The organism is Kitasatospora xanthocidica, from assembly GCF_014656195.1.
Taxonomy (GTDB): domain Bacteria; phylum Actinomycetota; class Actinomycetes; order Streptomycetales; family Streptomycetaceae; genus Kitasatospora; species Kitasatospora xanthocidica.
Genome location: NZ_BNBY01000008.1, coordinates 157,375 through 180,373 on the forward strand (window position 1 = coordinate 157,375; position 22,999 = coordinate 180,373).

22 protein-coding genes are annotated in these 22,999 nt (G+C 73.8%); 11 read left to right on the forward strand and 11 right to left on the reverse strand.

The genetic code is table 11. The annotated features are described in order from the left end of the window. Positions 1-25 precede the first annotated feature (25 nt). Positions 26-313 (forward strand): hypothetical protein, encoded by a 288-nt coding sequence (locus IE332_RS16975; RefSeq protein WP_189916905.1) that lies wholly within the window; start codon positions 26-28, stop codon positions 311-313. Positions 314-456: 143 nt separating this feature from the next. Continuing rightward, the gene (locus tag IE332_RS41895; protein ID WP_268256579.1) at positions 457-591 is read left to right on the forward strand and encodes a hypothetical protein; all 135 of its coding nucleotides are present in this window, start codon (positions 457-459) and stop codon (positions 589-591) included. A 68-nt stretch (positions 592-659) separates the two neighbouring features. Here IE332_RS41895 and IE332_RS16980 read toward each other — a convergent pair whose 3' ends face one another. Further along, positions 660-1,025 carry an ArsR/SmtB family transcription factor gene (locus tag IE332_RS16980; protein WP_189916906.1) on the reverse strand — a complete coding sequence of 122 codons (366 nt, stop codon included), beginning with the start codon at positions 1,023-1,025 and terminating at the stop codon, positions 660-662. Between the two features lie 94 nt (positions 1,026-1,119). Between IE332_RS16980 and IE332_RS16985 the strand changes: the two genes are divergently transcribed. Beyond that, a complete protein-coding gene (locus tag IE332_RS16985; protein WP_189916908.1) occupies positions 1,120-3,111 on the forward strand; it encodes a heavy metal translocating P-type ATPase in 1,992 nt (663 codons plus the stop codon). Positions 3,112-3,151: 40 nt separating this feature from the next. Here the strand turns inward: IE332_RS16985 and IE332_RS16990 are convergent, their stop codons facing one another. Then, positions 3,152-4,438 carry an MFS transporter gene (locus tag IE332_RS16990; protein ID WP_189916911.1) on the reverse strand — a complete coding sequence of 429 codons (1,287 nt, stop codon included), beginning with the start codon at positions 4,436-4,438 and terminating at the stop codon, positions 3,152-3,154. A 319-nt stretch (positions 4,439-4,757) separates the two neighbouring features. Then, positions 4,758-6,122, reverse strand: a complete 1,365-nt coding sequence (locus IE332_RS16995) for a right-handed parallel beta-helix repeat-containing protein (RefSeq protein ID WP_229928662.1) — start codon at positions 6,120-6,122, stop codon at positions 4,758-4,760. Between the two features lie 40 nt (positions 6,123-6,162). Between IE332_RS16995 and IE332_RS17000 the strand changes: the two genes are divergently transcribed. Beyond that, on the forward strand, positions 6,163-7,365 hold the full coding sequence (locus tag IE332_RS17000) for a Dyp-type peroxidase (protein WP_229928663.1): 1,203 nt from the start codon (positions 6,163-6,165) through the stop codon (positions 7,363-7,365). Positions 7,366-7,416: 51 nt separating this feature from the next. Here IE332_RS17000 and IE332_RS17005 read toward each other — a convergent pair whose 3' ends face one another. Both IE332_RS17005 and IE332_RS17010 read right to left on the reverse strand, forming a co-directional pair. Further along, the gene (locus tag IE332_RS17005) at positions 7,417-8,697 is read right to left on the reverse strand and encodes a cytochrome P450 (protein WP_189916918.1); all 1,281 of its coding nucleotides are present in this window, start codon (positions 8,695-8,697) and stop codon (positions 7,417-7,419) included. A gap of 116 nt (positions 8,698-8,813) precedes the next feature. Further along, positions 8,814-9,452, reverse strand: a complete 639-nt coding sequence (locus IE332_RS17010) for a TetR/AcrR family transcriptional regulator (protein ID WP_189916920.1) — start codon at positions 9,450-9,452, stop codon at positions 8,814-8,816. A 125-nt stretch (positions 9,453-9,577) separates the two neighbouring features. Between IE332_RS17010 and IE332_RS17015 the strand changes: the two genes are divergently transcribed. Further along, a complete protein-coding gene (locus tag IE332_RS17015; RefSeq protein WP_189916922.1) occupies positions 9,578-10,009 on the forward strand; it encodes a DUF4345 domain-containing protein in 432 nt (143 codons plus the stop codon). On the opposite strand, the gene IE332_RS17020 is transcribed toward IE332_RS17015, so the two are convergent. After that, entirely contained in the window at positions 9,991-11,598 is a 1,608-nt protein-coding gene (locus tag IE332_RS17020) for an FAD-dependent monooxygenase (RefSeq protein WP_189916924.1), read from the reverse strand. The genes IE332_RS17015 and IE332_RS17020 overlap by 19 nt on opposite strands. Before the next feature lie 109 nt (positions 11,599-11,707). Here IE332_RS17020 and IE332_RS17025 point away from each other — a divergent pair, with 109 nt between their 5' ends. The 3 genes from IE332_RS17025 (at position 11,708) to IE332_RS17035 (ending at position 13,375) form a co-directional block, all read left to right on the forward strand. After that, on the forward strand, positions 11,708-12,319 hold the full coding sequence (locus IE332_RS17025; protein ID WP_229928664.1) for a TetR/AcrR family transcriptional regulator: 612 nt from the start codon (positions 11,708-11,710) through the stop codon (positions 12,317-12,319). Positions 12,320-12,434: 115 nt separating this feature from the next. Further along, a complete protein-coding gene (locus IE332_RS17030; protein WP_189916926.1) occupies positions 12,435-12,977 on the forward strand; it encodes an MOSC domain-containing protein in 543 nt (180 codons plus the stop codon). A 26-nt stretch (positions 12,978-13,003) separates the two neighbouring features. After that, positions 13,004-13,375, forward strand: a complete 372-nt coding sequence (locus IE332_RS17035) for a hypothetical protein (RefSeq protein ID WP_189916928.1) — start codon at positions 13,004-13,006, stop codon at positions 13,373-13,375. 142 nt (positions 13,376-13,517) lie between these two features. Here IE332_RS17035 and IE332_RS17040 read toward each other — a convergent pair whose 3' ends face one another. Both IE332_RS17040 and IE332_RS17045 read right to left on the reverse strand, forming a co-directional pair. Next, complete coding sequence (locus IE332_RS17040; protein WP_444542941.1) at positions 13,518-13,838, reverse strand: metal-sensitive transcriptional regulator; 321 nt, start codon at positions 13,836-13,838, stop codon at positions 13,518-13,520. 26 nt (positions 13,839-13,864) lie between these two features. Further along, on the reverse strand, positions 13,865-14,209 hold the full coding sequence (locus IE332_RS17045; RefSeq protein WP_189916932.1) for a cation transporter: 345 nt from the start codon (positions 14,207-14,209) through the stop codon (positions 13,865-13,867). A 243-nt stretch (positions 14,210-14,452) separates the two neighbouring features. On the opposite strand from IE332_RS17045, the gene metF reads away from it, so the two are divergent. Continuing rightward, on the forward strand, positions 14,453-15,388 hold the full coding sequence (metF, locus tag IE332_RS17050; RefSeq protein WP_189916934.1) for a methylenetetrahydrofolate reductase [NAD(P)H]: 936 nt from the start codon (positions 14,453-14,455) through the stop codon (positions 15,386-15,388). A gap of 482 nt (positions 15,389-15,870) precedes the next feature. Here the strand turns inward: metF and IE332_RS17055 are convergent, their stop codons facing one another. From IE332_RS17055 to IE332_RS17065, 3 genes are all read right to left on the reverse strand, one after another. After that, positions 15,871-16,602 (reverse strand): DUF7873 family protein, encoded by a 732-nt coding sequence (locus tag IE332_RS17055; protein ID WP_189916935.1) that lies wholly within the window; start codon positions 16,600-16,602, stop codon positions 15,871-15,873. Next, a complete protein-coding gene (locus tag IE332_RS17060) occupies positions 16,590-16,889 on the reverse strand; it encodes a hypothetical protein (RefSeq protein ID WP_189917336.1) in 300 nt (99 codons plus the stop codon). The genes IE332_RS17055 and IE332_RS17060 overlap by 13 nt, the downstream gene beginning before the upstream one ends. A gap of 213 nt (positions 16,890-17,102) precedes the next feature. Continuing rightward, positions 17,103-20,135: an ATP-binding protein gene (locus IE332_RS17065; protein WP_189916942.1), complete on the reverse strand. Its 3,033-nt coding sequence runs from the start codon at positions 20,133-20,135 to the stop codon at positions 17,103-17,105. Between the two features lie 271 nt (positions 20,136-20,406). On the opposite strand from IE332_RS17065, the gene IE332_RS17070 reads away from it, so the two are divergent. Together IE332_RS17070 and IE332_RS17075 are read left to right on the forward strand one after the other, a co-directional pair. Beyond that, a complete protein-coding gene (locus IE332_RS17070; protein ID WP_189916944.1) occupies positions 20,407-21,570 on the forward strand; it encodes a permease in 1,164 nt (387 codons plus the stop codon). 142 nt (positions 21,571-21,712) lie between these two features. Further along, a complete protein-coding gene (locus IE332_RS17075; protein ID WP_229928665.1) occupies positions 21,713-22,960 on the forward strand; it encodes a neprosin family prolyl endopeptidase in 1,248 nt (415 codons plus the stop codon). Positions 22,961-22,999: the final 39 nt, after the last annotated feature.

Sequence of the window (22,999 nt, forward strand, 5' to 3'; positions counted from 1 at the left end):
GTTAGCTGATGCAGGAGGTCAGGTCATGACTTGGCAAGTTCCGCCGGCCGGAGCGCCCCGATGGTTCCTGGCCCACGGGCAGGCCGCCCAGTTCGGTTACACCTTCGGCGGCGTCTACCAGGGGCCCCAGTACGTCGAGGCGAAGCTCGACTTCAGCAGCGGTCCCGCGGATCCGCGCGACCTCGTCGTCCAGTGGCACGGCCTGGAGAACCGTGCGGTGTTCGGCGGCGCGCAGGACAACTACATCGTGGGCATCTGGAACCCGTCGAGCGTCGACATCTGGTTCCACCTGGACGGAGGCGGCGTGACATGACGCACGAGAGCGGTACGGCGGCCAGACTGCTCGTCCTGGCGGACGAGCAGGGCAACATCATCGCGGCATCCGCCGTTCCCGAGCCCGGGGCAGCGAGTACGGACGCTCCTACATCGACCGGAGTCCGCGCGTCGGAGGGCAGGGTGCTGCACGAGGTCTCGCTGCCCGAGGGGCGGCTGCGGGCCGTCGCGGGCGAATCCCTCGGGGACTACTACGTAGCAGTCGAGGGCGGTGAGCCGAGGCTGGTCAAGCGGTCCTCGGGCAACGCGGGGGCCTGACCGCGGACGTCGAAGGGGCGGCCCCCGCGCACCGCGCCGGGGCCGCCCCTTCGCGTGCCGCTCCCGCGCTACTCCGCGAGGTCCGGTGTGTCGCTGAGCCCGAGCCGCAGGTGCTCGATGTGGTAGACGGCCTGGTCGAGGAGGGCGGCGACGTGGTTGTCGTAGAGCGCGTAGACGACCTGGCGGCCCTGGCGCTGGCCGACGACCAGGCCGAGGTTGCGGAGCAGCCGGAGCTGGTGGGAGCAGGCGGACTGTTCGAGGCCGACCTCGGTGGCGAGTTCGGTGGCGGCGCAGGGGCCTTCGCGGAGGCGGGAGAGGATCAGCAGGCGGGAGGGGGTGGCCAGGGCCTGCAGGGTGGTGGCCACCCGGGCAGCGCTGGTGGCGTCCAGGCGCGTGTGCGGGACGGCGGTGGTGGGGGCGGCTCCATGACCCATGCGCCAATAGTACAACTGATGCATGAAGGAGCGTTCATATGTTCATGTATGGTGAGTGGGTCATCGGCCCCGCCCTGCCCCGAAGGTCCCCGCCATGCCCTCCACCACCCTCATCGAGCGCCCCGCACCCCCCGCCGCGCTCCGCCCGGACACCGCGCCCCGGCGGCGCACCCGGGTGCTCTCGCTGCCCGAGGCCCGCTGGGCCGCCGCCGCGACGCTGCTGTTCCTGATCGCGCTGCCGCTCCAGCTGACCGGCGCCCCCGGCTGGGCCTGGGGCCCGCTGTACGCCCTCGCGTACGCCACCGGCGGCTGGGAGCCCGCCTGGGAAGGGCTGCGGGCGCTGCGCGGGCGGACCCTCGACGTCGACCTGCTGATGATCGTCGCCGCGCTCGGCGCCGCCGCCGTCGGCCAGGTCATGGACGGCGCGCTGCTGGTCGTCATCTTCGCCACCTCCGGCGCCCTGGAAGCCCTCGCCACCGCCCGTACCGCCGACTCGGTGCGCGGGCTGCTCGATCTCGCCCCGGCCACCGCCACCCGGCTGCTGCCCGACGGCCGGGAGGAGACCGTGCCGACGGGCGGACTCGCCGTCGGGGACACCGTCCTGGTCCGGCCGGGGGAGCGGATCGGCGCCGACGGGCGGGTGCTGGACGGCGCCAGTGACGTCGACCAGGCCACCATCACCGGCGAGCCGCTGCCCGTGGCCAAGGAGCCCGGCGACGAGGTGTTCGCCGGCACCCTCAACGGGACCGGCGCGCTGCGCGTCCGGGTCGACCGGGACGCCGCGGACTCGGTGATCGCCCGGATCGTCGCGATGGTCGAGGAGGCCTCCGAGACCAAGGCGCCGACCCAGCTGTTCATCGAGAAGGTCGAACAGCACTACTCGCTCGGCATGGTGGCCGCGACCCTCGCCGTCCTCGCCGTGCCGCTCGCCCTCGGCGCGGACTTCACCGGCTCGCTGCTCCGGGCGATGACCTTCATGATCGTCGCCTCGCCCTGCGCCGTCGTGCTGGCCACCATGCCGCCGCTGCTCTCCGCGATGGCCAACGCCGGACGGCACGGCGTCCTGGTCAAGTCCGCCGTGGTGATGGAACGCCTCGGCCAGACCGACGCCGTCGCCCTCGACAAGACCGGCACCCTCACCGAGGGCACCCCGAGGGTCAGTGAGATCCACCCGCTCACAGGATCGGGACTCACCCGCGACGACCTGCTCGCGCTCGCGGCCGCCGCCGAGCACGCCAGCGAACACCCGCTCGCCCGGGCCGTCGTCGACGCCGCCCGCGGCCGCGGGCTCACCCCGGCCCCGGCCGAGGACTTCGCCTCCGTCCCCGGTGCCGGGGTCACCGCCACCGTCGGCGGCCGGGTGGTCGCGGTCGGCGCGCCGGCCCGGCTGATCAACGGCCGCACCGACGCCGCCTCGGCCGAAGCCACCGCGCTGGCGGCCGAGCTGGAGGAAGCCGGCCGCACCGCCGCCCTGGTCGAGGTGGACGGCCGCCCGGTCGGCCTGCTCGGCCTCGCCGACCGGCTGCGCCCGGACGCCGCCGCCACCGTCGCCGCGCTGACCCGCCTCACCGGCCGCACCCCGGTGCTGCTGACCGGCGACAACCCGCGCGCCGCCGCCCGGGTGGCCGCCGAGGTCGGCATCACCGAAGTCCGCGCCGGGCTGCTGCCGCGGGAGAAGGTCGCCGCCGTACGGGGCGCGGAGGCCGACGGGCGAAAGGTGCTGGTGGTCGGCGACGGCGTCAACGACGCGCCCGCCCTCGCCGCCGCGCACACCGGCGTCGCGATGGGGCGGGCCGGCTCCGACCTGGCCCTGGAGACCGCCGACGCGGTGGTCGTGCGCGACGAACTGGCCACCGTCCCGGCCGTGGTGGCGCTCTCCCGGCGGGCCCGGAGCCTGGTGGTGCAGAACCTGGTGATCGCCGGGGTGTTCATCTCGGTGCTGGTGGTCTCGGACCTGGTCGTCACCCTCCCGCTGCCGCTGGGCGTGCTCGGCCACGAGGGCTCGACCGTCCTGGTCGGCCTCAACGGGCTGCGGCTGCTGCGCGAGGCGGCGTGGGTCAGGGCCCGCGCGGAGGGCGGGTTCTGAGGGCGGGTTCTGAGGGCCCGCCGGCTCACCCCGGTGGGTGCTACTCGGCCTCGGCGGGGCCGGCCTCCGGTGCGGCGGCCTCGGCGGCCGGGGCCTTCTCCATGGCGGTCATCCGCGGCAGCAGCACCAGCACGGCCACCAGCAGGACGAGCAGCAGGGTGCCGCCCATGACCAGCGGGGTCCGGATGCTGGTGACGGAGGCGATCCAGCCGCTGAGCGCGGCGCCGGTCATGATGCCGAGCCGGCTCAGCAGCATGTAGCAGCTGTTGACCCGGCCGAGCAGTTCCTTCGGTACGGCCTGCTGGCGCAGCGAGATCGCCTGGATGTTCCAGGTGACGATGGCGAAGCCGATCACCCCGTACAGTGCCGCGACCTCGAACACCGAGGTGCTGAACGCCATCAGGATCAGCGACACGCCCATCAGCAGGAAGGACAGCGCGATCCGGGTGCCCCGGCCGAGCAGGCGGCTGAGCCGGCCGGCCAGGGTACTCGCCGCGGTGCCGCCGATCGCGCCCGCCGCGAGGACGATGCCGTAGGAGGCGGCGGGGGCGTGCACGACCTTGGTGACCATCAGGACCATCATGGTGGTGCCCATGAAGCAGGTCAGCGCGCCGAGGGTGGAGAGCACGGCGAGCATCCGCACCTCGCGGTGGTGGAACAGCCAGTCGACGCCCTCGCGGATCTCGGTGAGCACCGGCCGGCCGGCCGCGGCGCGGGCGGCGGTGGAGCGGCCGGTCGCGGCGACCAGGGCGGCGGCGAGCGCGAAGGAGACGCCGTCCACCGTGAAGGGGAAGCCGGCGGCCACGGCGAACAGTGCCGAGCCGAGCAGCGGGCCGATCAGGTTGCCGCCGACCAGCATGTTGGCCTGCATCCGGCCGTTGGCGGCGTCGAGTTGGTCGGGGCGGACCAGCTCCGGGACGGCCGAGGTGGCCGCGTTGGAGAACACCGTCTCGCCGCAGCCGAGCAGGAAGGCCAGCGCGGCGAGCGCGATCAGCGGCGGGGTGGCGAGGAAGACCCAACACGCGAAGCCCAGGACGACGGCGGCGCGCAGGGCGTCGATCGTCCACATCAGCCGCCGCCGGTCGGCCCGGTCGGCGAGCACGCCGCCGTACAGCGACATCAGCAGGAAGGGCAGCGAGCCGGCGACGGAGACCACCGAGACCGCGCTGGGCGAGTCCGAGACGGCCACCGCGAGCAGCGGCAGGGCCGAGTCGCGCATGCCGTCGCCGACCGAGGAGACCGCCGAGGCAGACCACAGCAGGGTGAACTTCCGGCCCAGTTGCGGACGGCTTTTGGATGGCTTCTCGGCCAGGTCTGCTGCGGTCACCGACGCAGTATGTCATGTCCGCGGAGGAACGCTCGGGCGGATTCCGAACTGCCCGGGCTGTCCCGAACTGCCCGTGTCGGCAAGGAAGTCGTGGTCGTCCCGGGCTGTCCGGACTGTCCTGCGGGTTTGCGAACTCTTGAGGGTGCCACGGGCCTTTCTTGGGAGGAGCCCGCGCCCCCGGCCGAGCCCTGGGAGAGTCCTGGGAGAGCCCCGGGAAAGCCCTGGGAGAGTCCCGGCCGGCACCCGGCCGGCACTCGGCCGACAGCCGCGCCGTCCGCGCGTGCGGCGCGCGGCGGACGGCGCGGAGGCGCGGCGGCGGTCAGTGCTTCGGGACGGCGTCGGCGGTCTCCGGGAGCGGGTAGGCGCCGGGGTCGACCGGCCCGGGGAGGTCGGTCGCGGGGCGGCCGGGGGCGGTCGGGTCGGGCAGCGAGGGCTGCGCGGGCGGGGCCGGGACCTGACTGAACGGGATGCCGGGCGGCGCCTGCACCGGTGTCGTGCGGCCGGCGGGCACCGGGCCGCGGCCCTGGAGCCCGCAGCCGGCCAGGGTCTCCAGGCCCTCCGGGCTCTGTACGGCGGGCCGGTTGCCGGTGAAGCAGTTGGCCGGGTCGACGGAGGCCAGGGTGAGGTCGGTGCCGTTGCCGGTGACGAGGTTGCCCTCGACGCGGTTGCCGCTCGCCGGGTGGCCGGGCGGGTCGGTGATGATGATCCCGACCGCGCGGTTGCCCCGCACGAGGTTGCGCTGCACCTGGTTGGCCGTACCGCCGCCGATCCCGATGCCGATGCCGAAGGCGCCGTCGGCCTGTTCGGGGGTGTCGGCGGCGTTGTTGTCGGTGACGACGTTGCCCGCGATGACCGCGCCGTGCTGCGGGGCGAGCGCCTCCAGGTCGTTGGAGTTGACGGTGACGCCGACCCGGTTGCCGGCGACCCGGTTGGCGACGATGCTCAACCCGTCGGAGGCGTTGGTGAGTTCGATGCCGACGGCGTTGCGCTCGACGGTGTTGCCGCGCACCAGGGTGTCGCAGGGCTTGCACTGCCCGACGTAGATGCCGGAGTCCGCCTGCCCCGAGGCGTACGAGTCCTCGATCACGCCGCCGCGCGCGTCGAAGGCGTAGATGCCGTACAGGCCGTTGTCGTACGCCGTCACCCGGGTGGCGCGGAAGCCTTGGACGGGCGGGAAGCGGGCGGTGTCCAGCGGGTCGTAGGCGGAGCCGCCGGCGCCGCGCTGCTGCAGCTTCTCGTCGGTGACGCCGGTGAACAGGACGCCGTTGGCGAGGTAGCCGTGGACGGTGAGGTTCTCCACCACCGAGCCCGGGCCGGTGACGGTGACGCCGTTGGCGAGGCGCACGCCGCCGTCCAGGACCACGGTGTTGCGGTCGGTGCCGCGCAGCACGATCCGGGGCTTGGTGATCCGGACGCTCTCCCGGTAGGTGCCCGGATCGACCAGGACGGTGTCGCCCTCGTGGGCCACGTCCACGGCCTGCTGGACGGTCGGGAAGTTCTGCGGGACGCGGACCACCGTGCCGCCCGGGTGCTTCGCGTCGGAGGAGGCCGAACCGTTCGAGGAGCAGCCGGAGAGGACGAGCGCGGCGGCGGTCAGCAGAACGGGGACGACGTGCCGGAGCGCGCTCTTGGGCGGGTGCGGCGCGGTGTCCGTTGTGGCGGAAGGAGATTGACGAGTGGTCAAAAGTTGCATAATGCGTGTTCTATCGTCTCCAATGGCGGCCATGCATGCCGAAACCGGAAAGGCGCAGGACCGGCCACGAACCGTCGGAACCGGAGTGGACCGGCGGGCCCTGCTCGCGGGCGGGGCGGTGCTGGCCGCCGGGGTCGGCGCGGCGGCCACCGCACTGGTCCGCGGCGGCGACGGCGGACGGGCCGCGGCGCCGCCGCCCGAGCCGCCCGTCCCCTTCTTCGGCGCGCGGCAGGCCGGGGTGACGGCCCCGCAGCAGCCGGCCACCCAGCTGCTCGCCCTCGACCTGGCGCCCGCCGCCGCCTCGGACGGCCGCGCCGCCCTGCGCGGCCTGCTCGGGGAGCTGACCCGGATCCTGGCCGAGGCGGCCGGCGGCACCTCGGCCGACGCCCGCCTGCGCGGCGGGGAACCGGCGAGGCTGGACGGCCTGGTGGGGGTCGGCCCCGGGCTCGCCACCCGGCTGGGGCTGAACGTTCCCGCGCAGGTCCTCGCCGAGCTGCCCGCCTTCCCCGGCGACCGGCTCGACCCGGCGCGCGGCGGCGGCGACCTGCTGCTCCAGCTGTGCGCGGCGGACCGCTGGCCGCTGTCCGTCGTCGCCGAACAGGTGACCGCGGCGGCCGGCGCGGCGGGGGCGACCGTACGGTGGACGCAGTCCGGCTTCCTGCCGCGGACGACCGGCGGCGCCACGCCCAGGAACCTGTTCGGCTTCAAGGACGGCACGGCGAACCCGGACGAGGACGCCGCCCGGCAGTGGGTCTGGGGCCCGCCCGGCCCGTACGAGCACGGCACGGTGCTGGTCTACCGGCGGATCCGGATGGACACCGCCGCCTTCGCCGCCCTCCCCGCGGACCGGCGGGAGCTGGCGATGGGCCGCCGCGCGGGCGACGGCGCCCCGCTCACCGGCACGGCCGAGCACGACGAGCCGGACATCTACGCGAAGAACCCCGACGGCTCGTACGTCATCCCGGCCACCGCCCACGTCCGGCTCTCCAGCCCCCGGCTGGACGGCGGCGCCCGGATGCTGCGGCGCGGCTACAGCTACGACGACGGGCCGGGCGACCGGGGCCTGCTGTTCTGCGCTTTCATGCGGGACCCGGCGCAGTTCACCCGGGTGCAGAACCGGCTGGCGGCGCGGGACGCGCTCAACGCGTTCCTGGAGCACACGGCGTCGGCGGTGGTGTACGTGCTGCCGGGGGCGCCGGAGGGCGGGGTGCTGGGGGCGGGGCTGTTCGGGTGAGCCGCCGGACCGCGCCGCCGACGGCTTCGGCGGCGGCGCGCCCCAGCTGAGTCACCAGGTGACGGGGATCCGGGCCGGGCTCCTGGTGGTGGTGCCCAGCTGCCAGGCGACGTCCGCGACCGGCGTGGTCAGCCGCAGGCCGGGCAGGGCGGCGGCGAGCCGCTGGAGGGACTCGCGCATCTCCAGGCGGACCCGCCAGGCGCCGATGCAGTAGTGCGGACCGGCGCTGAAGGCGAGGGTGGGGGCAGCGAGCGGGAGGTCGAGGTCGGCGTCGAGGCCGCCCGGGTAGACCGCCGGGTCGCGGTTGGCGCTGCCCAGACTGATGGCGACGACGGCGTCGGCCGGGATGACGGTGCCGCCCAGCTCGATCGGCTCGGTGGCGCGGCGGATCGTGGCCTCGTCGTCCCCGAGCGGGATGAAGTGGAGCAGGCGTTCGGCGGTGCGTTCGGCGGTGTCCGGGTCGGCCAGGCGCGGCCAGTGGTCGGCGCGCTCGCCGAGGAGGTAGACGAGGGCGTTGCCGAGGGCGCCGGCGACGCTCTCGTTGCCGCTGGCGGTGAGCCCGGCGACCAGGTGGACCAGCGACTCCTCGGGAATGCCGCCGTCGTGGTCGGCGGCCAGGACGAGGCGGCTGACCAGGTCGTCGCCGGGCTCGCGGCGGCGGCGCGCGATCAACTCGGTGGTGAAGGCGGCGTATTCGGCGAGGGCGTCCGCGTGTGCCGCGGCGTCCCGGTTCGTTTCGTCGGCGCCCGGGCCTTCCGCGCCCGGGCCTTCCGCGCCCGGGCCTTCCGCGTCCGGTTCGCCCGCGTCCGGTTCGCCGCCCTGGGCGAGCAGGGCGAGGGTCCAGCGGTGCAGCCGCTCCTCGTCCAGGCCGTCCGGTCCGTCGCCGTCGAGCCCCATCAGCCGGGTGGTGACGGCGAAGGGCACCGGCCGGGTGAACGCGGCGGCCAGGTCGGCGGGCGGCCCGGCGGCGACCAGCGCGTCCACGGACTGCTGGATGGCGGCCGCGACCCAGGGCTGCCAGCCGGCGATGGCGCGCGGGGTGAAGGCCCGTTGGACGGTGCCGCGCAGGCGCCGGTGGGCCGGGCCGTCCTGGTTGAACAGGGAGGCCGGGTTGGCGGCCACGTCGGCGGTGGCGCCCGCGGTGCCGACGTCGTGCAGGTCGGCCCGGGTGACCCGGGGGTCGCCGAGCACCTGGCGGACGTCGTGGTAGCGGGTGACCAGCCAGGCGGGGGTGCCGTCCGGGAGGGTGGTCGGGTGGGGCGGCCGGGCGGGGGAGACGGGGAGGCGGTGGAGCGGGGGGAGGGCGGTCCGGGTGTCGGTGACGGAGTCCATGGGGCCCTTCGGAGGTCGGCGGGTCGGCGGGCCGGCGGGGTGGGCGGGCCGAGCGGTCGACGGGAGGAAGGAGTCCGGGGCATCCAACTGTCATATTTTCATAGGGAATTGGACGCTTATGACGCTTCTCCCGTTGTGCCCGATGGTATGCCCACGACCGGACCGGCGGGCAGGAACGGCCGGAGCGCGCCCAGAACGGCGCCGATGCAGGCGTCGCGCAGCTCGTCGCGGCCGCAGGACTCCTCGGTCAGCCAGTCGATGACCAGCACCCGGACGAACACCAGCCAGCTGCGCAGGATCTGCGACACCGCCCGCCGCGCCGTCTCGTCCGCGAGCGGGAGGACGCCGAGCAGCCGGCCGCGCACGGCGTCGAGCTCCTCGGCGATGATCGTCTGGACCACCTGGTCCCCGGCCAGCACCCGGTTGGCGGCGAGCACGGCGTGCCGGTTGGCGATGAAGTAGTCCAGGTGGGCGTCCATGCCCTCGACCAGCTGCTCGACCAGGGTGTCGGCCGGGTCGAACCGGGACTTGGCGAGCAGCTCGTCGGCGGCCTGCCGGTAGACCTCGGCGAACAGCTCGTGCTTGCTCGCGAAGTGACGGTAGAGCAGCGCCCGCGACACCCCGGCCTGCTCGGCGACCTCCTCCATCAGCACCTCCTCGTACGGGCGGGCGGCGAAGAGCCGGGCGCCGACGGCGAGCAGCTGGGCCCGGCGCTCGGCGGGGGAGAGGCGGCGGCGCGGTGCGTGGACTGGCATGCGCGCCAGGTTACTTGACACATGTCTACTTACGGGCGCTAGCTTAGTAGACACGTGTCAACCAGAGCCGAGGGCGTGCCGAGGACTGCGCGCCCCCGGCCGGACCGAGGACGGGTGGGTGGGTCATGGCCAGGACGCTGCGGGTGCTCACGTGGACGATGGGGGTCGCCTGCGTGGCGATCGGGTTCTTCCACATCCTGCTGGGGAACGCCGCGATGCCCGGGATCGCGGACGCGGGGCCGACGGTCGGCAGCTTCGGCCGCTTCATGGGCGCGGTCTTCGCCGGGTACGGCGCGGCCTGGATCCAGGCCGCCCGGCAGACGCCGGTGCCCGCCCGGACGGTGCGGTGGCTGGCGGCGGTCCTCCTGCTGGGCGGCCTCGCGCGGGTGCTCTCCCTCGCGGTGGACGGCCGGCCGCACGGCTTCCAGCTGGTGCTGATGGTGATCGAACTCGGCCTGGCACCGGTCTACTTGCTGCTCGCCGACGCGGACGAGCGGGCACACTCGTCCGCGCGGCGCGGCATCGACGGTACGGGAGTTCAGGCCACCGGGGTGTAGCCCCCCAGCTGCTCGGCCAGCGCGCCCGGGTCGGCGGTGGCCCCGGTGAGCGCGACGTAGCCGTCCGGCCGGACCAGCACGACGGCGGCGCCGCGCAGCCCGTACGCCCGGGCGGCGTGGCCGTCGGGGTCGAGGACGGCGGCCCGGCGCAGCGGGGTGGGGGTGTGCGGGTCGGCCCCGGTCGGCGGGTCGTGCGGCGCCGGGTGGTCACCGAAGGTCAGCAGCGTGAAGTGCGGGCCGCGGAAGAGGTCGAACAGCCGGGTCGGTGTGCCGTCGACGGTGGTGCAGGGCGCGTCGGGGGCACGGTCGCCGGCCCGGATGCCGGTGGTGTCGTCGAGGTCGCGGCCGAGCGGCCCGCCCCGGTAGCCGACGGAGAGGCCGGTGAAGTCGGAGCCCCCGGCGGCCGGATCGACGAACTGCGCGGTGAGCGCGCGGGCACCGTCCGCGCCGAAGAAGGCCCGGTGCTGGGCGGAGGTGGCGGCGAGGACGGCACGGGCGACGGGCAGCCGCTCGCTCTGGTAGCTGTCGAGCAGTGCGTCGGGGGCGCCGTGCAGGACGGCGGCCAGCTTCCAGCTCAGGTTGTGGGCGTCCTGGATGCCGGTGTTCATGCCCTGCCCGCCCGCCGCCGAGTGGCAGTGCGCCGCGTCCCCGGCGAGCAGCACCCGGCCGTCCCGGTAGCGCTCGACCATGCGGACCGTCGGCCGCCAGACGGTGGACCAGACCGGCTCGTGCAGGGTGACCCCGGGCAGTCCGGCCCGTTCGGCGAACAGCCGGCGGAAGGTGTCCCCGGTCGGGGCCGCGGTCGTGGTCGCGCCGTGCTCCTCCGGGTCGACGGAGGCGTGCACGGCCCAGTTGCCGTCCGCCCTCATCGGGACCATCGCCAGCGCGCCGACGCCGAACCGGGGGTCGTTCCAGATGTGCATGGCGTCGGTGTCCAGGCCGTCGACCTCCATCGAGGCCATGAGGAACCGTTCCTCCTCCCAGGTCTCGCCGAGGAAGGGGATGCCGGCCAGCTTGCGGACGGTGCTGCGGCCGCCGTCGCAGCCCACCAGGAAGCGGGCGCCCAGCCACTCGGTGCGGTCGCCGCGCCGGACGGTGGCGAGCACGCCGTCCGCGTCCTGGACGTACGAGACCAGCTCGGTGTCCGTCTCGACGGTGACGCCGTGCTCGGCGAGCCGGTCGCGCAGCACCGCCTCGGTGTGGTGCTGGCCGAGCAGCAGCATGCCGGCATACGGGCGGTCGGGGGTCGGGCGGATTCCGGGCGCCGGATCCACCTCGCCGAGGAACCGGCTCCCCTCGTACGTCCGGACCTTGAGGTCGAGCCTGCCGAGGTCGAGGATCGCGTCCACCACGCCGAGGTCGTCGAAGACCTCCAGCGTGCGCGGGTTGACGCCCTTGCCGCGGACGCCGCGGTCGCGGAACAGCGGCTCCCGCTCGATGACCCGGCAGTCGACGCCGGCGCGGGCCAGCCCGAGGGCGAGCGCGAGGCCCACCGGGCCGGCGCCGACCACCAGGACGTCGGTGCGGGCGGCGGTGCGGGCGGCGGTGTGGGCGGTGGTGTGGGCGGTGGTGTTGTGCGTTGTGCGCATGACGGATCTCCCCCTGGCCGGAGGATCCCGGCCATAAGATACGGTGCGTTTCTTGTCTTCGACTGTAGACTGCCCTCGATAAGAAACGCAACGTATCTATGAGGGTCGGGTGCGGGACTCGGTGGTGGACCACGACAAGCCGGTGCGGCGGCGAGGCGACGAACTGGAACGGGCGATCCTGGACGCCGTCTGGGCCGAACTCGCCGACCACGGCTACGACCGCCTCACCATGGAGGGCGTCGCCGCCCGCGCCCGGACCAGCAAGCCGGTGCTCTACCGCCGCTGGCCCAACCGCGCCGCCCTCGTCATCGCCGCCCTCGGCCGCAACGCCCCCGACTACCAGGAGCCGCCGGACACCGGCGAGTTGCGGGCCGACCTGCTGCTCTTCCTCCGCAGCGTGCTGCACCGCTTCGACGACCTGCCGCCCGCCGCCGTGCACGGCTTCCTGGTCGACCTGCTGCGCGACCCCGAACTGCGGGCCGGCTTCACCGGCGGGCTCACCGCCGAGGGCCCGGTCGGCAGCCTGGGCGTGATGATCCGCCGCGCCGCCGACCGGGGCGAGGTCGACCCCGCCCGGATCACCCCGCGCGTCGTCTCCCTCCCGCTCGACCTGCTGCGGGACGCGTTCCTGGTGGGCGGTTCCGTGCCGTCCGACGCCGTGGTCGCGGAGGTCCTGGACGAGATCGTGCTGCCGCTGCTGCGGGCGCCGTCCGGGAGTTGACTGTCCGTCAGGTCTCGCCGAGGTGGGTGCGGTGTCCTGCCGGGCGGGGCCCGCGCCGGTCCGGGGCCTATGCTCGGAGGCGATCGAACGTACGTCCGCGAGGAGGGGCCGAGGCATGAGCGGCAGCGTGGTGGCAGTCAGCAGCAATGCCGAATACTCGTTCACCAAGCCGAACCGGACCAGCATCACCCTGCTCGCCGGACTCGGCGTGGAGGGCGACGTGCACGCCGGGGTGACGGTCAAGCACCGCTCGCGCGTCGCCCAGGACCCGACCCGGCCCAACCTCCGCCAGGTCCACCTCATCCACCGCGAACTCCTCACCGAACTCGGCGAGTCCGGCTACGACGTGGCCCCGGGCGCCCTCGGCGAGAACATCACCACCCAGGGCGTGGACCTGCTCGGCCTGCCGGTCGGCGCGGTGCTGCGCATCGGCGCCGAGGCGGAGGTCGAGATCACCGGCCTGCGCAACCCCTGCGCGCAGATCGACACCTACCGCACGGGCCTGCTCAAGCAGGTCGTCGGCCGCGCCGAGGACGGCACCATCGTCCGCCGCGCCGGCATCATGGGCGTCGTCCGCACCGGAGGCGCGATCCGCCCCGGCGACACCATCGCCGTCGAACTGCCCGACGGACCGCACCAGCCCCTCGACCGGGTCTGAGGGTCCCGCGGGGAGGAGTTGTCAGGGTGGAAGGGATCACCTTTCGGGCGTGGCGGGGTCCGCACTACGTGACGCTCGCCGAACTGCTGGTCAGGCTCGGCGGTTTCGGGCTGGGGCTGCGGTGGCGGGTGGAGTGCGACGAGGAGTGGGATCTCACCGCGGAGCTGGCGCGCCGGTCCGCGGGTGACGGGATGGACACCCTGACGCTGTTGTCGCTGGTGGCCCCGGGCGTCCAGCTGATCGACGCCGAGGCGCGCGGTTTCGCGGAGGGCGCGCTGGTGGTGGTCCTGGCCGAGGTGGACAGCTCGCTGTGGGACGTCAGAGCGGCCGACGGGCGGGTGCTCGACGAGCTGCGGCGCCAGTTCCCGGACGCCGTCACGCTCCGGCGGGATGCCTGACCGGCCGGCCGGTGCCGGCGGATACCCCCACCCCGTACTGGGGCGGTGGATGAAACGGCCTGGGGCCCGGCAGAGTTCGCTGCCGGGCCCCCGGGGTTGAGCGGGTGTCGTGTTGTGCCCTTCCCTGCCGTGCTGTGCCGGATCAGGAGCGGACGAGGCGGGCGATGGCCTGGTTGGCCTCGCGGATCTTGGTGCCCGCCTCCTGGCCGCCGTCGGCGATGGCGTCGCGGACGCAGCATTCGATGTGCTCGTCCAGGAGTTGGAGCGCGAAGGACTGGAGGGCCCGGCTGGCGGCGGAGACCTGGGTGAGGACGTCGATGCAGTAGGTGTCCTGTTCGACCATGCGCTGCAGGCCGCGGATCTGGCCCTCGACGCGGCGGAGCCGCTTGAGGAAGTCGTCCTTGTGGGGGCTGTAACCGGCCATGACCGTCTCCGGTTCCTGTGCGGTGAGGAGTGCTCTCACTCTACCGGGGCGCGGTGGGCGGGGAGTCAGCCCTCGATGCGGCCGGCCAGGTCGTAGCCGGCCTCGTCGATAGCGGCGGCCACGTCGGCGTCGGCGAGCGGCCGGGTGCTGCCGACGGTGACCTTGCCGGTGGTGAGGTCGACGGCGACGTCGGTGACGCCGTCGAGCTTCTTCAACTCCGCGGTGACCGAGGAGACGCAGTGGCCGCAGGTCATGCCCTTGACCTGGAAGGCCGAGGTCGAGGCGGACCCGGTGGCGGGGGCGGTGGTGGCGCCGGTGCCGCACGAGCCGCAGCAGGAGGAGCCCTCGGTGGTGACCTCGAGGGCGGCCTCGGTGGCGGCCGACGCGACGGTGACGGTGGTCTCGCTCATGGGTGTGCTCCTGTCGTCCGTTCCGGCGCCGGCCGGAGTGTCCCGGCCGGCTGCTTCGTTCCGAACATACCATACCCCCCTAGGGTACTGAAGAGGCCTGCCCGGCCACGGGTCGTCCGCCCCTGGACGGGATCAACAGCGGGATGTGGCAATCCTGTTGCGGCCACCGGGCAGGGTGGGAGGCGGCCTCCCGCCACCCGGAAACCGGCAGACGACCGACGCCCACCACACGAGGTGAACCCGATGGACCAGACCACTTCCCGCAGCGGTCCGCGCGGCCTGCGCGACACCCTCGCCGCCGGCGAGCGCACGTACTCCTTCGAGTTCTTCCCCGCCAAGGACGAGTCCGGCGAGCGCGCGCTGTGGGCCGCGATCCGGCGGGTCGAGGCGGTCGCGCCGACCTTCGTCTCGGTCACCTACGGCGCGGGCGGCTCCTCGCGCGACCGCACCATCGAGACCACCGAGCGGATCGCCGCGCAGACCACGCTGCGCCCGGTGGCCCACCTCACCGCCGTCGGGCACTCCACCGCCGAACTCCAGGCCGTGCTGCGGCGCTACGCGGACGTCGGGATCCGTGACGTGCTCGCCCTGCGGGGTGATCCGCCCGGCGACCCCAACGGCGTCTGGGAGCAGCATCCGCAGGGGCTACGGCACGCCGCCGAGCTGGTCCGGCTGGTCAAGGACTGCGGCGCGTTCACCGTCGGCGTGGCGGCCTTCCCCGAGCGCCACCCGCGCTCCGCGGACTGGGACGACGACATCCGGCACTTCGTCGCCAAGTGCCGGGCCGGCGCCGACTACGCCGTCACCCAGATGTTCTTCGAGGTCGAGCACTACCTGCGGCTGCGGGACCGGCTGGCCGCGGCGAGCTGCGGGACGCCGGTCATCCCCGAGATCATGCCCGCCACCGACGTGCGTCAGATCAGCCGCTTCGCCGAGCTGAGCGGGGCGTCCTTCCCGGCCGGGCTGGCGCTGCGGCTGGAGGCGGCCCGCGGCGACCGGGCGGCCGCGCACCGCATCGGCGTCGAGCACGCGACCCGGATGGCGGAGCGCCTGCTGAGTGAGGGCGCGCCGGGCCTGCACTACATCACGCTGAACCGCTCCACCGCCGCGCTGGAGATCCACCGCAACCTCGGACTCGACCGCCCGGTACGGGAACCCGTGGCCGTCGCCCGCGGCTGACCCCGGCCCGCGCCGATACGCCTTGGTCGGGACGTACGGAAGAACCGAGAGGACCCGGGAGCGTAGCCAGCTCCCGGGCCCCTGTTTGCCGCCCAATTGCGCACACCGGCACGTTTAAGGGTCGTGGATCAGATTGAAATCGGCGCGTTCTACCTTTGAACTACCGTGCCACGGAGCGGCACAGACAGGACTTGAACCTGCATTCGTCGATATTCGTCCACACCCGGTCGATCCGGTGTTCGGCGGCGAATGCTGAGACTGGAGCGAGAGTCTGAGATTCACGGGGCCTGCCTCTTCCGAGCTTGGGCTACCCCGGCCGGTGGTGCCGGGGGGAGGACTCGAACCTCCACTGTGACCCCTGGTCAGCTTCAACATCAGTGTCAGCTTTTCGCACCGTGCAGCGCACCCGCCCGGTCTGCCCGGGACGGGTCGTGTTCGCGCTCGGTGCGCCCGCCCGGCTCCCCGGGCGGGCGATCATGGGGCTACCGGAACAGGTAGCCGAAGACGGCGTCGCCGACCCGCTGGTCGGTGACCTCGACGGCGTTGGCCTCCTCGCGGGCGAACTTGACGGCCTGCTGGAGCTTCTCCACCCGCTCGGCGAGCTCGTTCACCCGGCGGGCCGGCAGCGCGCCGGAGAACTTGACGGTGGTCCAGTAGCCGACCGCGATGTCCTCGTAGTAGACCTCGACCTGGGCCGGGTGCTTCTCGGTGGCCTCGGCCTTGACGTGGTTGCGGGGCACCTTCTTGGTGCGGATGGTGCGCACCGGCTCGGTCTTCCAGGAGTCGGTGGACGCGTCGAGGTTCCAGGACTCGGAGGCGTCCAGCACCGGGAGCTTCTTGACGAAGGTGAACAGGTCGGTGAGCTGCTTCTCCAGGAAGAGCAGGTACGGCACCGGCACCTGGGCGAGGAGCACCTGGCCGTCCACCACCACGTCGGCGCGGGCGTCGACGTTGGCCCAGTCCTTGGTGGCCGTCACGTCGAAGAGCCGGGTGAGGGTGTTCGCGGTGGACCGCAGGATGTCCTCGGCCTTCAGCTGCACCCGGGTCGACTCCGGCGGGAGCTGCTCGCCCTCCTCGTCCTTGGGCTGGTAGGTGCGGGAGATCCCGGCCAGCAGCGCGGGCTTCTGCAGGTCCTGGTGGGCCTGCGTCAGCTCCTGGAAGGACTTGGACTTGACGCCCTTTTCAACGGCGATGATCTGGTTCAGCTTTGCCACGTCGGGGACGGTACCAGGCTCGAACTGATCGGCGACAGCCAATTCTTGACCGGGTGGCGGGAGGCAGGGCGGGGGCGTCCGCCCGGGTGGACGCCCCCGCCCTGCCGGACGGCGGTCGTCCGTCGGCGCACGGTGACGGTGAAGACCGGGGAGGCGCTGTGCCCGCCGACGATCCGCAGCTCGTTCAGGCCCTTGAGGCCGAGCTTCACGCCGAGCGAGTAGGAGCCGTTGGCGGTGGTGCGGACGGAGGCGGGCAGGGTGACCCATGCGCCGTGCTGCCCGGACATGCCTCCGGCCGGGTCCGTCCCCTGCGCGGACCCGACCGGAGGCCAGGGCGGGTGGGACGCGGTGCGTCGACCGGGCTGGGGTCGGGGGTCGGCGCGCCTGTCCTGTGCCGTGGGGGTCGAGCTTAGGGAGGGGCGGCTTACCGATCGCTTACCGATGGCTTGCCGATCGCTTTACCGATCGCATACCGCCGGTGAGCCGGTGAAAGCGCCCGGTCAGTGGCCGGACGGCTGGGTGTCGCCGAGCTCGCGGGCCTCGGCGAGGACGCGGGCGGCCGAGTCGGGGAGGCCGGCGGCCTGGTAGGCGCGGCCGAGGGCGCGGAGGGCCTCGGCGAGGAAGGAGCGCCAGCCGCGGGCGCGCCAGACCAGGACGGACTCCTCCAGGTGGGCGATGGCGGAGGCGTGGTGCCCGGCGGCCAGGTCGAGTCCGCCGAGGATGCCGAGGGCCTGGGCGAGGTGGTGGCCGAGGTCGAAGCGGCGGGCGATGGCCAGGGCGGCCTCGGCGGTGTCGCGGGCGCGGTCGTCGCCGGTGGCGGCGTAGAGGGTGGCCAGGTAGAGCAGGGAGAAGGCCTCGACGTAGCGGTCGTCGAGGGAGCGGGCCATGGCGAGGGAGCGGGTGAGCAGTTCGCCGCCGCGTTCGGTCTGGCCGGCCCGGGCGTGGGCGGCGCCGAGGAACTGGATGGCGGTGGCTTCGAAGCGGGTGTTGCCGATGAGCCGGGCGAGCCGCAGGGTCTCGGTGAGGTGCTCGATGGTGCGGTCGAGGTCGGTCTCGTTGTGGGCGACGGCGATGATCTGGTGGGCCCGGGCCTGGCCGCCGGGGTGGTCGTGGGCGGTGGCGAGTTCCAGGGCGCGGTGGGCCGCGTCCAGGGCCTCCGGTTCGCGGCCCTGCGCGACCAGGCCCCAGGCGGCGAGGACGAGGGCGTCGGAGGCTCCGCGCGGCTCCCGGACCTGCTCGAACATGCCGTGGAGGCGGCGCGCGCGGTCCGCCAGGGCGACCATCGTCTGGGTGCCGTCCGCGAGGTCGTCGGTGGTGTCGGCGCCGTCGCCCGGGGCCGTCCAGGTGGTCACCTCGATGAGGCCGCGGGTGAGGACGGCGGTGCCCAGGTCGTCGCCGGCCGCGCGGCAGGCCTGGAGGACGGTCCGGTGCGTGGTGCGCCAGTCGTCGTAGAGGCCGCGCACGTCGCAGTACTTCTCCTGGCAGGCGGCGAGGTCCCAGGCCAGCGGCACCATGCGCAGCGCGGCGGCCTGCCGGGCGCTCGCGTTGAGGGCGGGCTGTTCGGCGTCGAACCAGGCCATCGGGTCGTCGAGCAGCCGGGCCGTGACGGCGGACGGCAGGGGGTGGCGGGGCGCGGGGCCGTGGATCGGCGCGAAGCAGGGCCCGGGGACCTGGTCGGCGGCCTGCTCGGCGAGCCGGAGCCAGGCGCCGAAGGCCCGGGCGAGCGCGGCGGTGCGCGCGGCCGGTTCGTCGGTGGCCTCGGCGTGCTCGCGCGCGTACAGCCGGACCAGGTCGTGGAAGCGGTAGCGCAGGTGCGGCTCGGTGCCGGTCTCCTGGAGGAGCTGGGCGTCGATCAGTTCCTCCAGCTGCTGTTCGGCCTGCTCCACGGGGATGTCGGCCATGGCCGCAGCGGCCCACGGGGCGAAGTCGGGGGCGTCGAGGAGGCCGAGCAACCGGAAGGTGCGGCGGGTGGGTTCGGAGAGCCGGGCGTAGCCGACGGCGAAGCCGGCCCGTACGGCCAGGTTTCCGGCGGCCAGTTCGTCGAGGCGGCGCCGTTCGTCGCGCAGCAGGTGGGCGAGCCGGGCGAGGGTCCAGCGCGGCCGGGCCGCGAGGCGGGCCCCGGCGATGCGGACGGCCAGCGGCATGCCGCCGCACAGCTCCACGATCTGGGCGGCGGCGACGGGTTCGGCGGCGACGCGGTGGTCGCCGAGGATGCGGCCCAGCATGGTCCGGGCGTGGGGGGCGTCGAGCTCGTGGAGGTCGATGAGCCGGGTGCCGGGGAGGGCGGTGAGCGGGGTCCGGCTGGTGACGAGGACGGCGGGGCGGGCGTCCCCGTGGTCGGCGGGGCTCTGCCGCGCGACGGTGGCCGGGCCGGCCGGGGTGCCCGGGAGCAGGGGGCCGATCTGCCGTTCGTCGGCGGCGTTGTCGAGGAGGACGAGCGTGCGGCGGCCGGCGAGCAGGGTGCGGTACAGCGCGGAGCGCTCGTCCAGGGAGGCGGGGATCTCCCGGGGGTCGGCGCCGAGGGCGCGCAGGAAGGCGGCCAGGACGCGGCCGGGGTCGGCGGGCGTCTCGTCGACCCCGCGCAGGTCCGCGTACAGCCGGCCGTCGGGGTAGTCGGCGGCGGCGCGGTGGGCGGTGTGGACGGCCAGCGCCGTCTTGCCGATGCCGCCCATGCCGGCGATCACCGGGACCAGGCCGGCCGCCATGGCGTCCAGGGCCAGCCGTACCTGCTCGTCACGGCCGGTGAAGTCCGGAAGGTCCCGGGGGAGTTGGGAGGGGACGCGGGGGTGTCCCGGGGTGCTGCGGGCGCCCTCGCGGTCGTGGGCGAGCAGGGCCAGGAAGACGGTCTGCGCCTGCTCGCCCGGCTCGATCCCGAGCTCCTCGGACAGTCTCCGGCGCAGCGACTGGAAGCGGCGCAGGGCCTCGGCGGAGCGGCCGTCCGCGGCCAGCAGTTCCAGCATCGCGGCGTGCACGGGCTCGTCGAAGGGATGGTCCTCGGCGAGCGCCGTCACCGCGGGGGCGGCGGCGCGGGCGGCGTCGGGCGTCCCGGTGGCGAGGGCGTCCCCGGCCAGGGTGAGGACGGTGGCGCGGACCGCGCCCTCCACGCAGGTCAGCAGCGGGTCCTCGCGGTTCATCCGCTCCAGCCCGGCCAGCACCGGGCCGCGTCGCAGCGCGATCGCCGCGGCCGGGTCCCCGTCGGCGGCGAGCCGGCGGAACCGTCCGAGGTCCACCGCGTCCGGGCCGGTCAGCAGCCGGTACCCCTGGGCGTCGGACTCCAGCACCACCGTCTCGTCCCCGAACCCCCCGAGCCAGGTGCGCAGCCGGGACATGCCGGTGTGCACCGCGCCCCGGCCGATCCGCTCGGCCTGCTCGGCCCAGACGAGTTCCAGCAGGCGGCCGACGGGCAGCCGCTCGCCCTCCGCGAGCAGCAGGGCGCCGAGCAGCCCGCGCAGCACGGCGGCCCTCGGCAGCGCCTGCGGCTCGGAGTCCACGGCGACCGTGAGGGGGCCCAGCAGTCCGAACGTCATCGTCATCCGCGTCAGCCCCCAGGGGTCACGGCCGGTCCATGCCCGGGTCGCGCCGCCCGGCCGGTCGGGCGGCGGCCGCCGGGCCGCGGCACGACCATGACCCTAGTACGGGCACGGACTCAGTGGGGGCGACCGGGACCGTACGGTCCGGCGCGCGTCCCGGGTGTCGGCGCGCGTCCCGGGTGTCGGCGCGCCATCGGTGTCTGATACCCCGTACGGGTATATGGTGGCCGGCGCCCCAGCGGAGTCCCGCGGCACCACGGGAAGGCGGACCACCATGCACGCGATCCTGCACGCGCTGTCCATCGCCGGATCGATGACCTGGGAGATCACCTGGGCCCTCATCCTCGGCTTCCTGCTCTCCGCCGTCGTCCAGGCCGTCGTCCACAAGGCCACCGTGGTCCGGCTGCTCGGCGACGACCGCCCGCGCACCCTCGCCGTCGCCGCCGCCCTCGGCGCGGCCTCCTCCTCCTGCTCGTACGCGGCCGTCGCCCTGGCCCGCTCGCTGTTCCGCAAGGGCGCCGACTTCACCGCCGCGATGGCCTTCGAGATCGCCTCGACCAACCTGGTCGTCGAACTCGGCGTCATCCTGGCCCTGTTGCTCGGCTGGCAGTTCACCGCGGCCGAATTCGTCGGCGGGCCGCTGATGATCCTGCTGCTCGCCGTGCTCTTCCGGCTGCTGCTGCGCGACAGCCTGCTGAGCGAGGCCCGCGCCCAGGCCGAGCACGGCCGGGCCGGCTCGATGGAGGGGCACGCGGCGATGGACATGTCGGTGGCCGGGGAGGGTTCCTTCGCCCGCCGGCTGCTCTCCCGGCCGGGCGTCACCGCCGTCTCGCACGTCTTCGTGATGGAGTGGGCGGCGATCCTCCGGGACCTCGTCCTCGGCCTGCTCATCGCCGGCGCCATCGCCGCCTGGGTGCCCGACTCCTTCTGGCAGGCCTTCTTCTTCGCCGACCACCCGCTCGCCGGCAAGCTCTGGGGTCCGCTGGTCGGACCGCTGGTGGCGATCGCGTCCTTCGTCTGCTCGATCGGCAACGTGCCGCTCGCGGTGGTGCTGTGGAAGGGCGGCATCAGCTTCGGCGGCGTGGTCGCGTTCATCTTCGCGGACCTGCTGATCCTGCCGATCCTGAACATCTACCGGAAGTACTACGGCGGCCGGACGGCCCTCTTCCTGCTCGGCACCTTCTACGCGGCGATGGCGCTCGCCGGCTACGCGGTCGAGTTCCTGTTCGGCGGCCTCGGCCTGGTCCCGAACCATCGGGACGCGGAGATCCCGATGTCGGGCGTGGAGTGGAGCTACACCACCTGGCTCAACATCGCCTTCCTGCTGCTCGCGGCCGCCCTCCTCATCCGCTTCCTCCGCACCGGCGGCGCCGCGATGCTCCGGATGATGGGCGGCGGTCCGGACGCCGCGGACCACGGAGGGCGCGACCGCCACTGACCGGGGGAGCCTCCCGCGAGCGATGTTGCGCGTTCCACAACTCCCCATCCCTGACAGGACACTGGCCGAATCCGGGCCTAGCGTGGAGATATCGGAAATGTCATGCGAAAACTACGTACAGTGATCGAAAGGAGGGTCGATCATGGCGCCGCAGGACAACCCGGCCTTCCCCGGCTTCGCCAAGTTCATCGACTCCGTCGTCTCGGCCCGGCACGAGGACTTCGTGCGCCGGGGGCTGGCGGGCACGACCAGCGCGGACGACTTCTCCGCGATGGTGGAAAGCATCAGCAACCTCTACGCGGGTGTCGAGGTCACGCACAGCTTCGTCGACGAGAACGGGCAGGTCTTCGACTGTGTCCCGATCGAAAGCCAGCCCGCCCTCAGGGGCAGCTTCAGAGCTCCCGCCACACCCCCGGACGCCCCGGACGCGGCCGGGCCACGGGGCACCGGCCAGGGCACGCCGGTCCAGCCGCAGCTGCGGTCCGACCGGCTGGACAAGTTCGGCCACGCGATGTCCTGCCCGCCCGGGACGATCGCGATGCGCCGCGTCACCCTCGAGGAGCTGACGAGGAGCGGCGGCGTGCAGAACTTCCACCGGAAGTATCCGCAGGGGAAAGGCCGCCACCCCAGACTGAGCCCTCCCGAGGAGGCCGCCTCGGGCATCCACAAGTACGCGCACGCCTTCCAGGGCGTGGACAACCTCGGCGGTCACGACTTCGTCAACCTCTGGGACCCCAACGTCGGATCGGAGATCTTCTCGCTCTCCCAGCACTGGTACGCCGGCGGCTCACCCCTGCAGACCGTCGAGTGCGGCTCCCAGGTCTACCCGGCGAAGTACGGCACCACCCAGCCGGTCCTCTTCATCTACTGGACGGCCGACGGCTACCAGAACACCGGGTGCTACAACCTCGACTGCTCGGCGTTCGTCCAGACGAACGGCGCCTGGGCCATCGGCGGCACGCTCGGCCCGGTGAGCGTCTCGGGCGGTGCGCAGTACGAACTGGAGATGTCCTACTACCTCACCGGCGGGAACTGGTGGCTCTACCTGGGCGGCACCTCGGCGAGCAACGCGGTCGGCTACTACCCCGGCTCGCTGTTCAACGGCGGCCAGCTCGCCAGCAACGCCCAGGACATCGACTACGGCGGTGAGGTGGTGAACAACGTGGCGTGGCCGCCGATGGGCAGCGGCGCCTTCGCCGAGAGCGGCTGGCAGTTCGCCGCCTACCAGCGCAACGTCTACTACTTCGCGACCGACAACACCTCCCAGTTCGCGAAGCTGACCGGAGTCCAGTCGTCGCCGAACTGCTTCACCATCGTCGTCGGCAACGCCCCCGACCCGTGGAACGAGTACTTCTTCTTCGGCGGCCCGGGCGGAGGCTCCTGCACCTGACCCACCCCCACCCGACACCGGAGCACCCTCGCGCGAGAA

Excerpts from the sequence above, each read along its gene's own strand:
- IE332_RS16975 (WP_189916905.1), top strand. The coding sequence starts at position 26 with ATGACTTGGCAAGTTCCGCCGGCCGGAGCGCCCCGATGGTTCCTGGCC.
- IE332_RS16980 (WP_189916906.1), bottom strand. The coding sequence starts at position 1,025 with ATGGGTCATGGAGCCGCCCCCACCACCGCCGTCCCGCACACGCGCCTG.
- IE332_RS16985 (WP_189916908.1), top strand. The coding sequence starts at position 1,120 with ATGCCCTCCACCACCCTCATCGAGCGCCCCGCACCCCCCGCCGCGCTC.
- IE332_RS17000 (WP_229928663.1), top strand. The coding sequence starts at position 6,163 with ATGCATGCCGAAACCGGAAAGGCGCAGGACCGGCCACGAACCGTCGGA.
- IE332_RS17005 (WP_189916918.1), bottom strand. The coding sequence starts at position 8,697 with ATGGACTCCGTCACCGACACCCGGACCGCCCTCCCCCCGCTCCACCGC.
- IE332_RS17010 (WP_189916920.1), bottom strand. The coding sequence starts at position 9,452 with ATGCCAGTCCACGCACCGCGCCGCCGCCTCTCCCCCGCCGAGCGCCGG.
- IE332_RS17015 (WP_189916922.1), top strand. The coding sequence starts at position 9,578 with ATGGCCAGGACGCTGCGGGTGCTCACGTGGACGATGGGGGTCGCCTGC.
- IE332_RS17020 (WP_189916924.1), bottom strand. The coding sequence starts at position 11,598 with ATGCGCACAACGCACAACACCACCGCCCACACCACCGCCCACACCGCC.
- IE332_RS17030 (WP_189916926.1), top strand. The coding sequence starts at position 12,435 with ATGAGCGGCAGCGTGGTGGCAGTCAGCAGCAATGCCGAATACTCGTTC.
- IE332_RS17045 (WP_189916932.1), bottom strand. The coding sequence starts at position 14,209 with ATGAGCGAGACCACCGTCACCGTCGCGTCGGCCGCCACCGAGGCCGCC.
- metF (WP_189916934.1), top strand. The coding sequence starts at position 14,453 with ATGGACCAGACCACTTCCCGCAGCGGTCCGCGCGGCCTGCGCGACACC.
- IE332_RS17060 (WP_189917336.1), bottom strand. The coding sequence starts at position 16,889 with ATGTCCGGGCAGCACGGCGCATGGGTCACCCTGCCCGCCTCCGTCCGC.
- IE332_RS17065 (WP_189916942.1), bottom strand. The coding sequence starts at position 20,135 with ATGACGATGACGTTCGGACTGCTGGGCCCCCTCACGGTCGCCGTGGAC.
- IE332_RS17070 (WP_189916944.1), top strand. The coding sequence starts at position 20,407 with ATGCACGCGATCCTGCACGCGCTGTCCATCGCCGGATCGATGACCTGG.
- IE332_RS17075 (WP_229928665.1), top strand. The coding sequence starts at position 21,713 with ATGGCGCCGCAGGACAACCCGGCCTTCCCCGGCTTCGCCAAGTTCATC.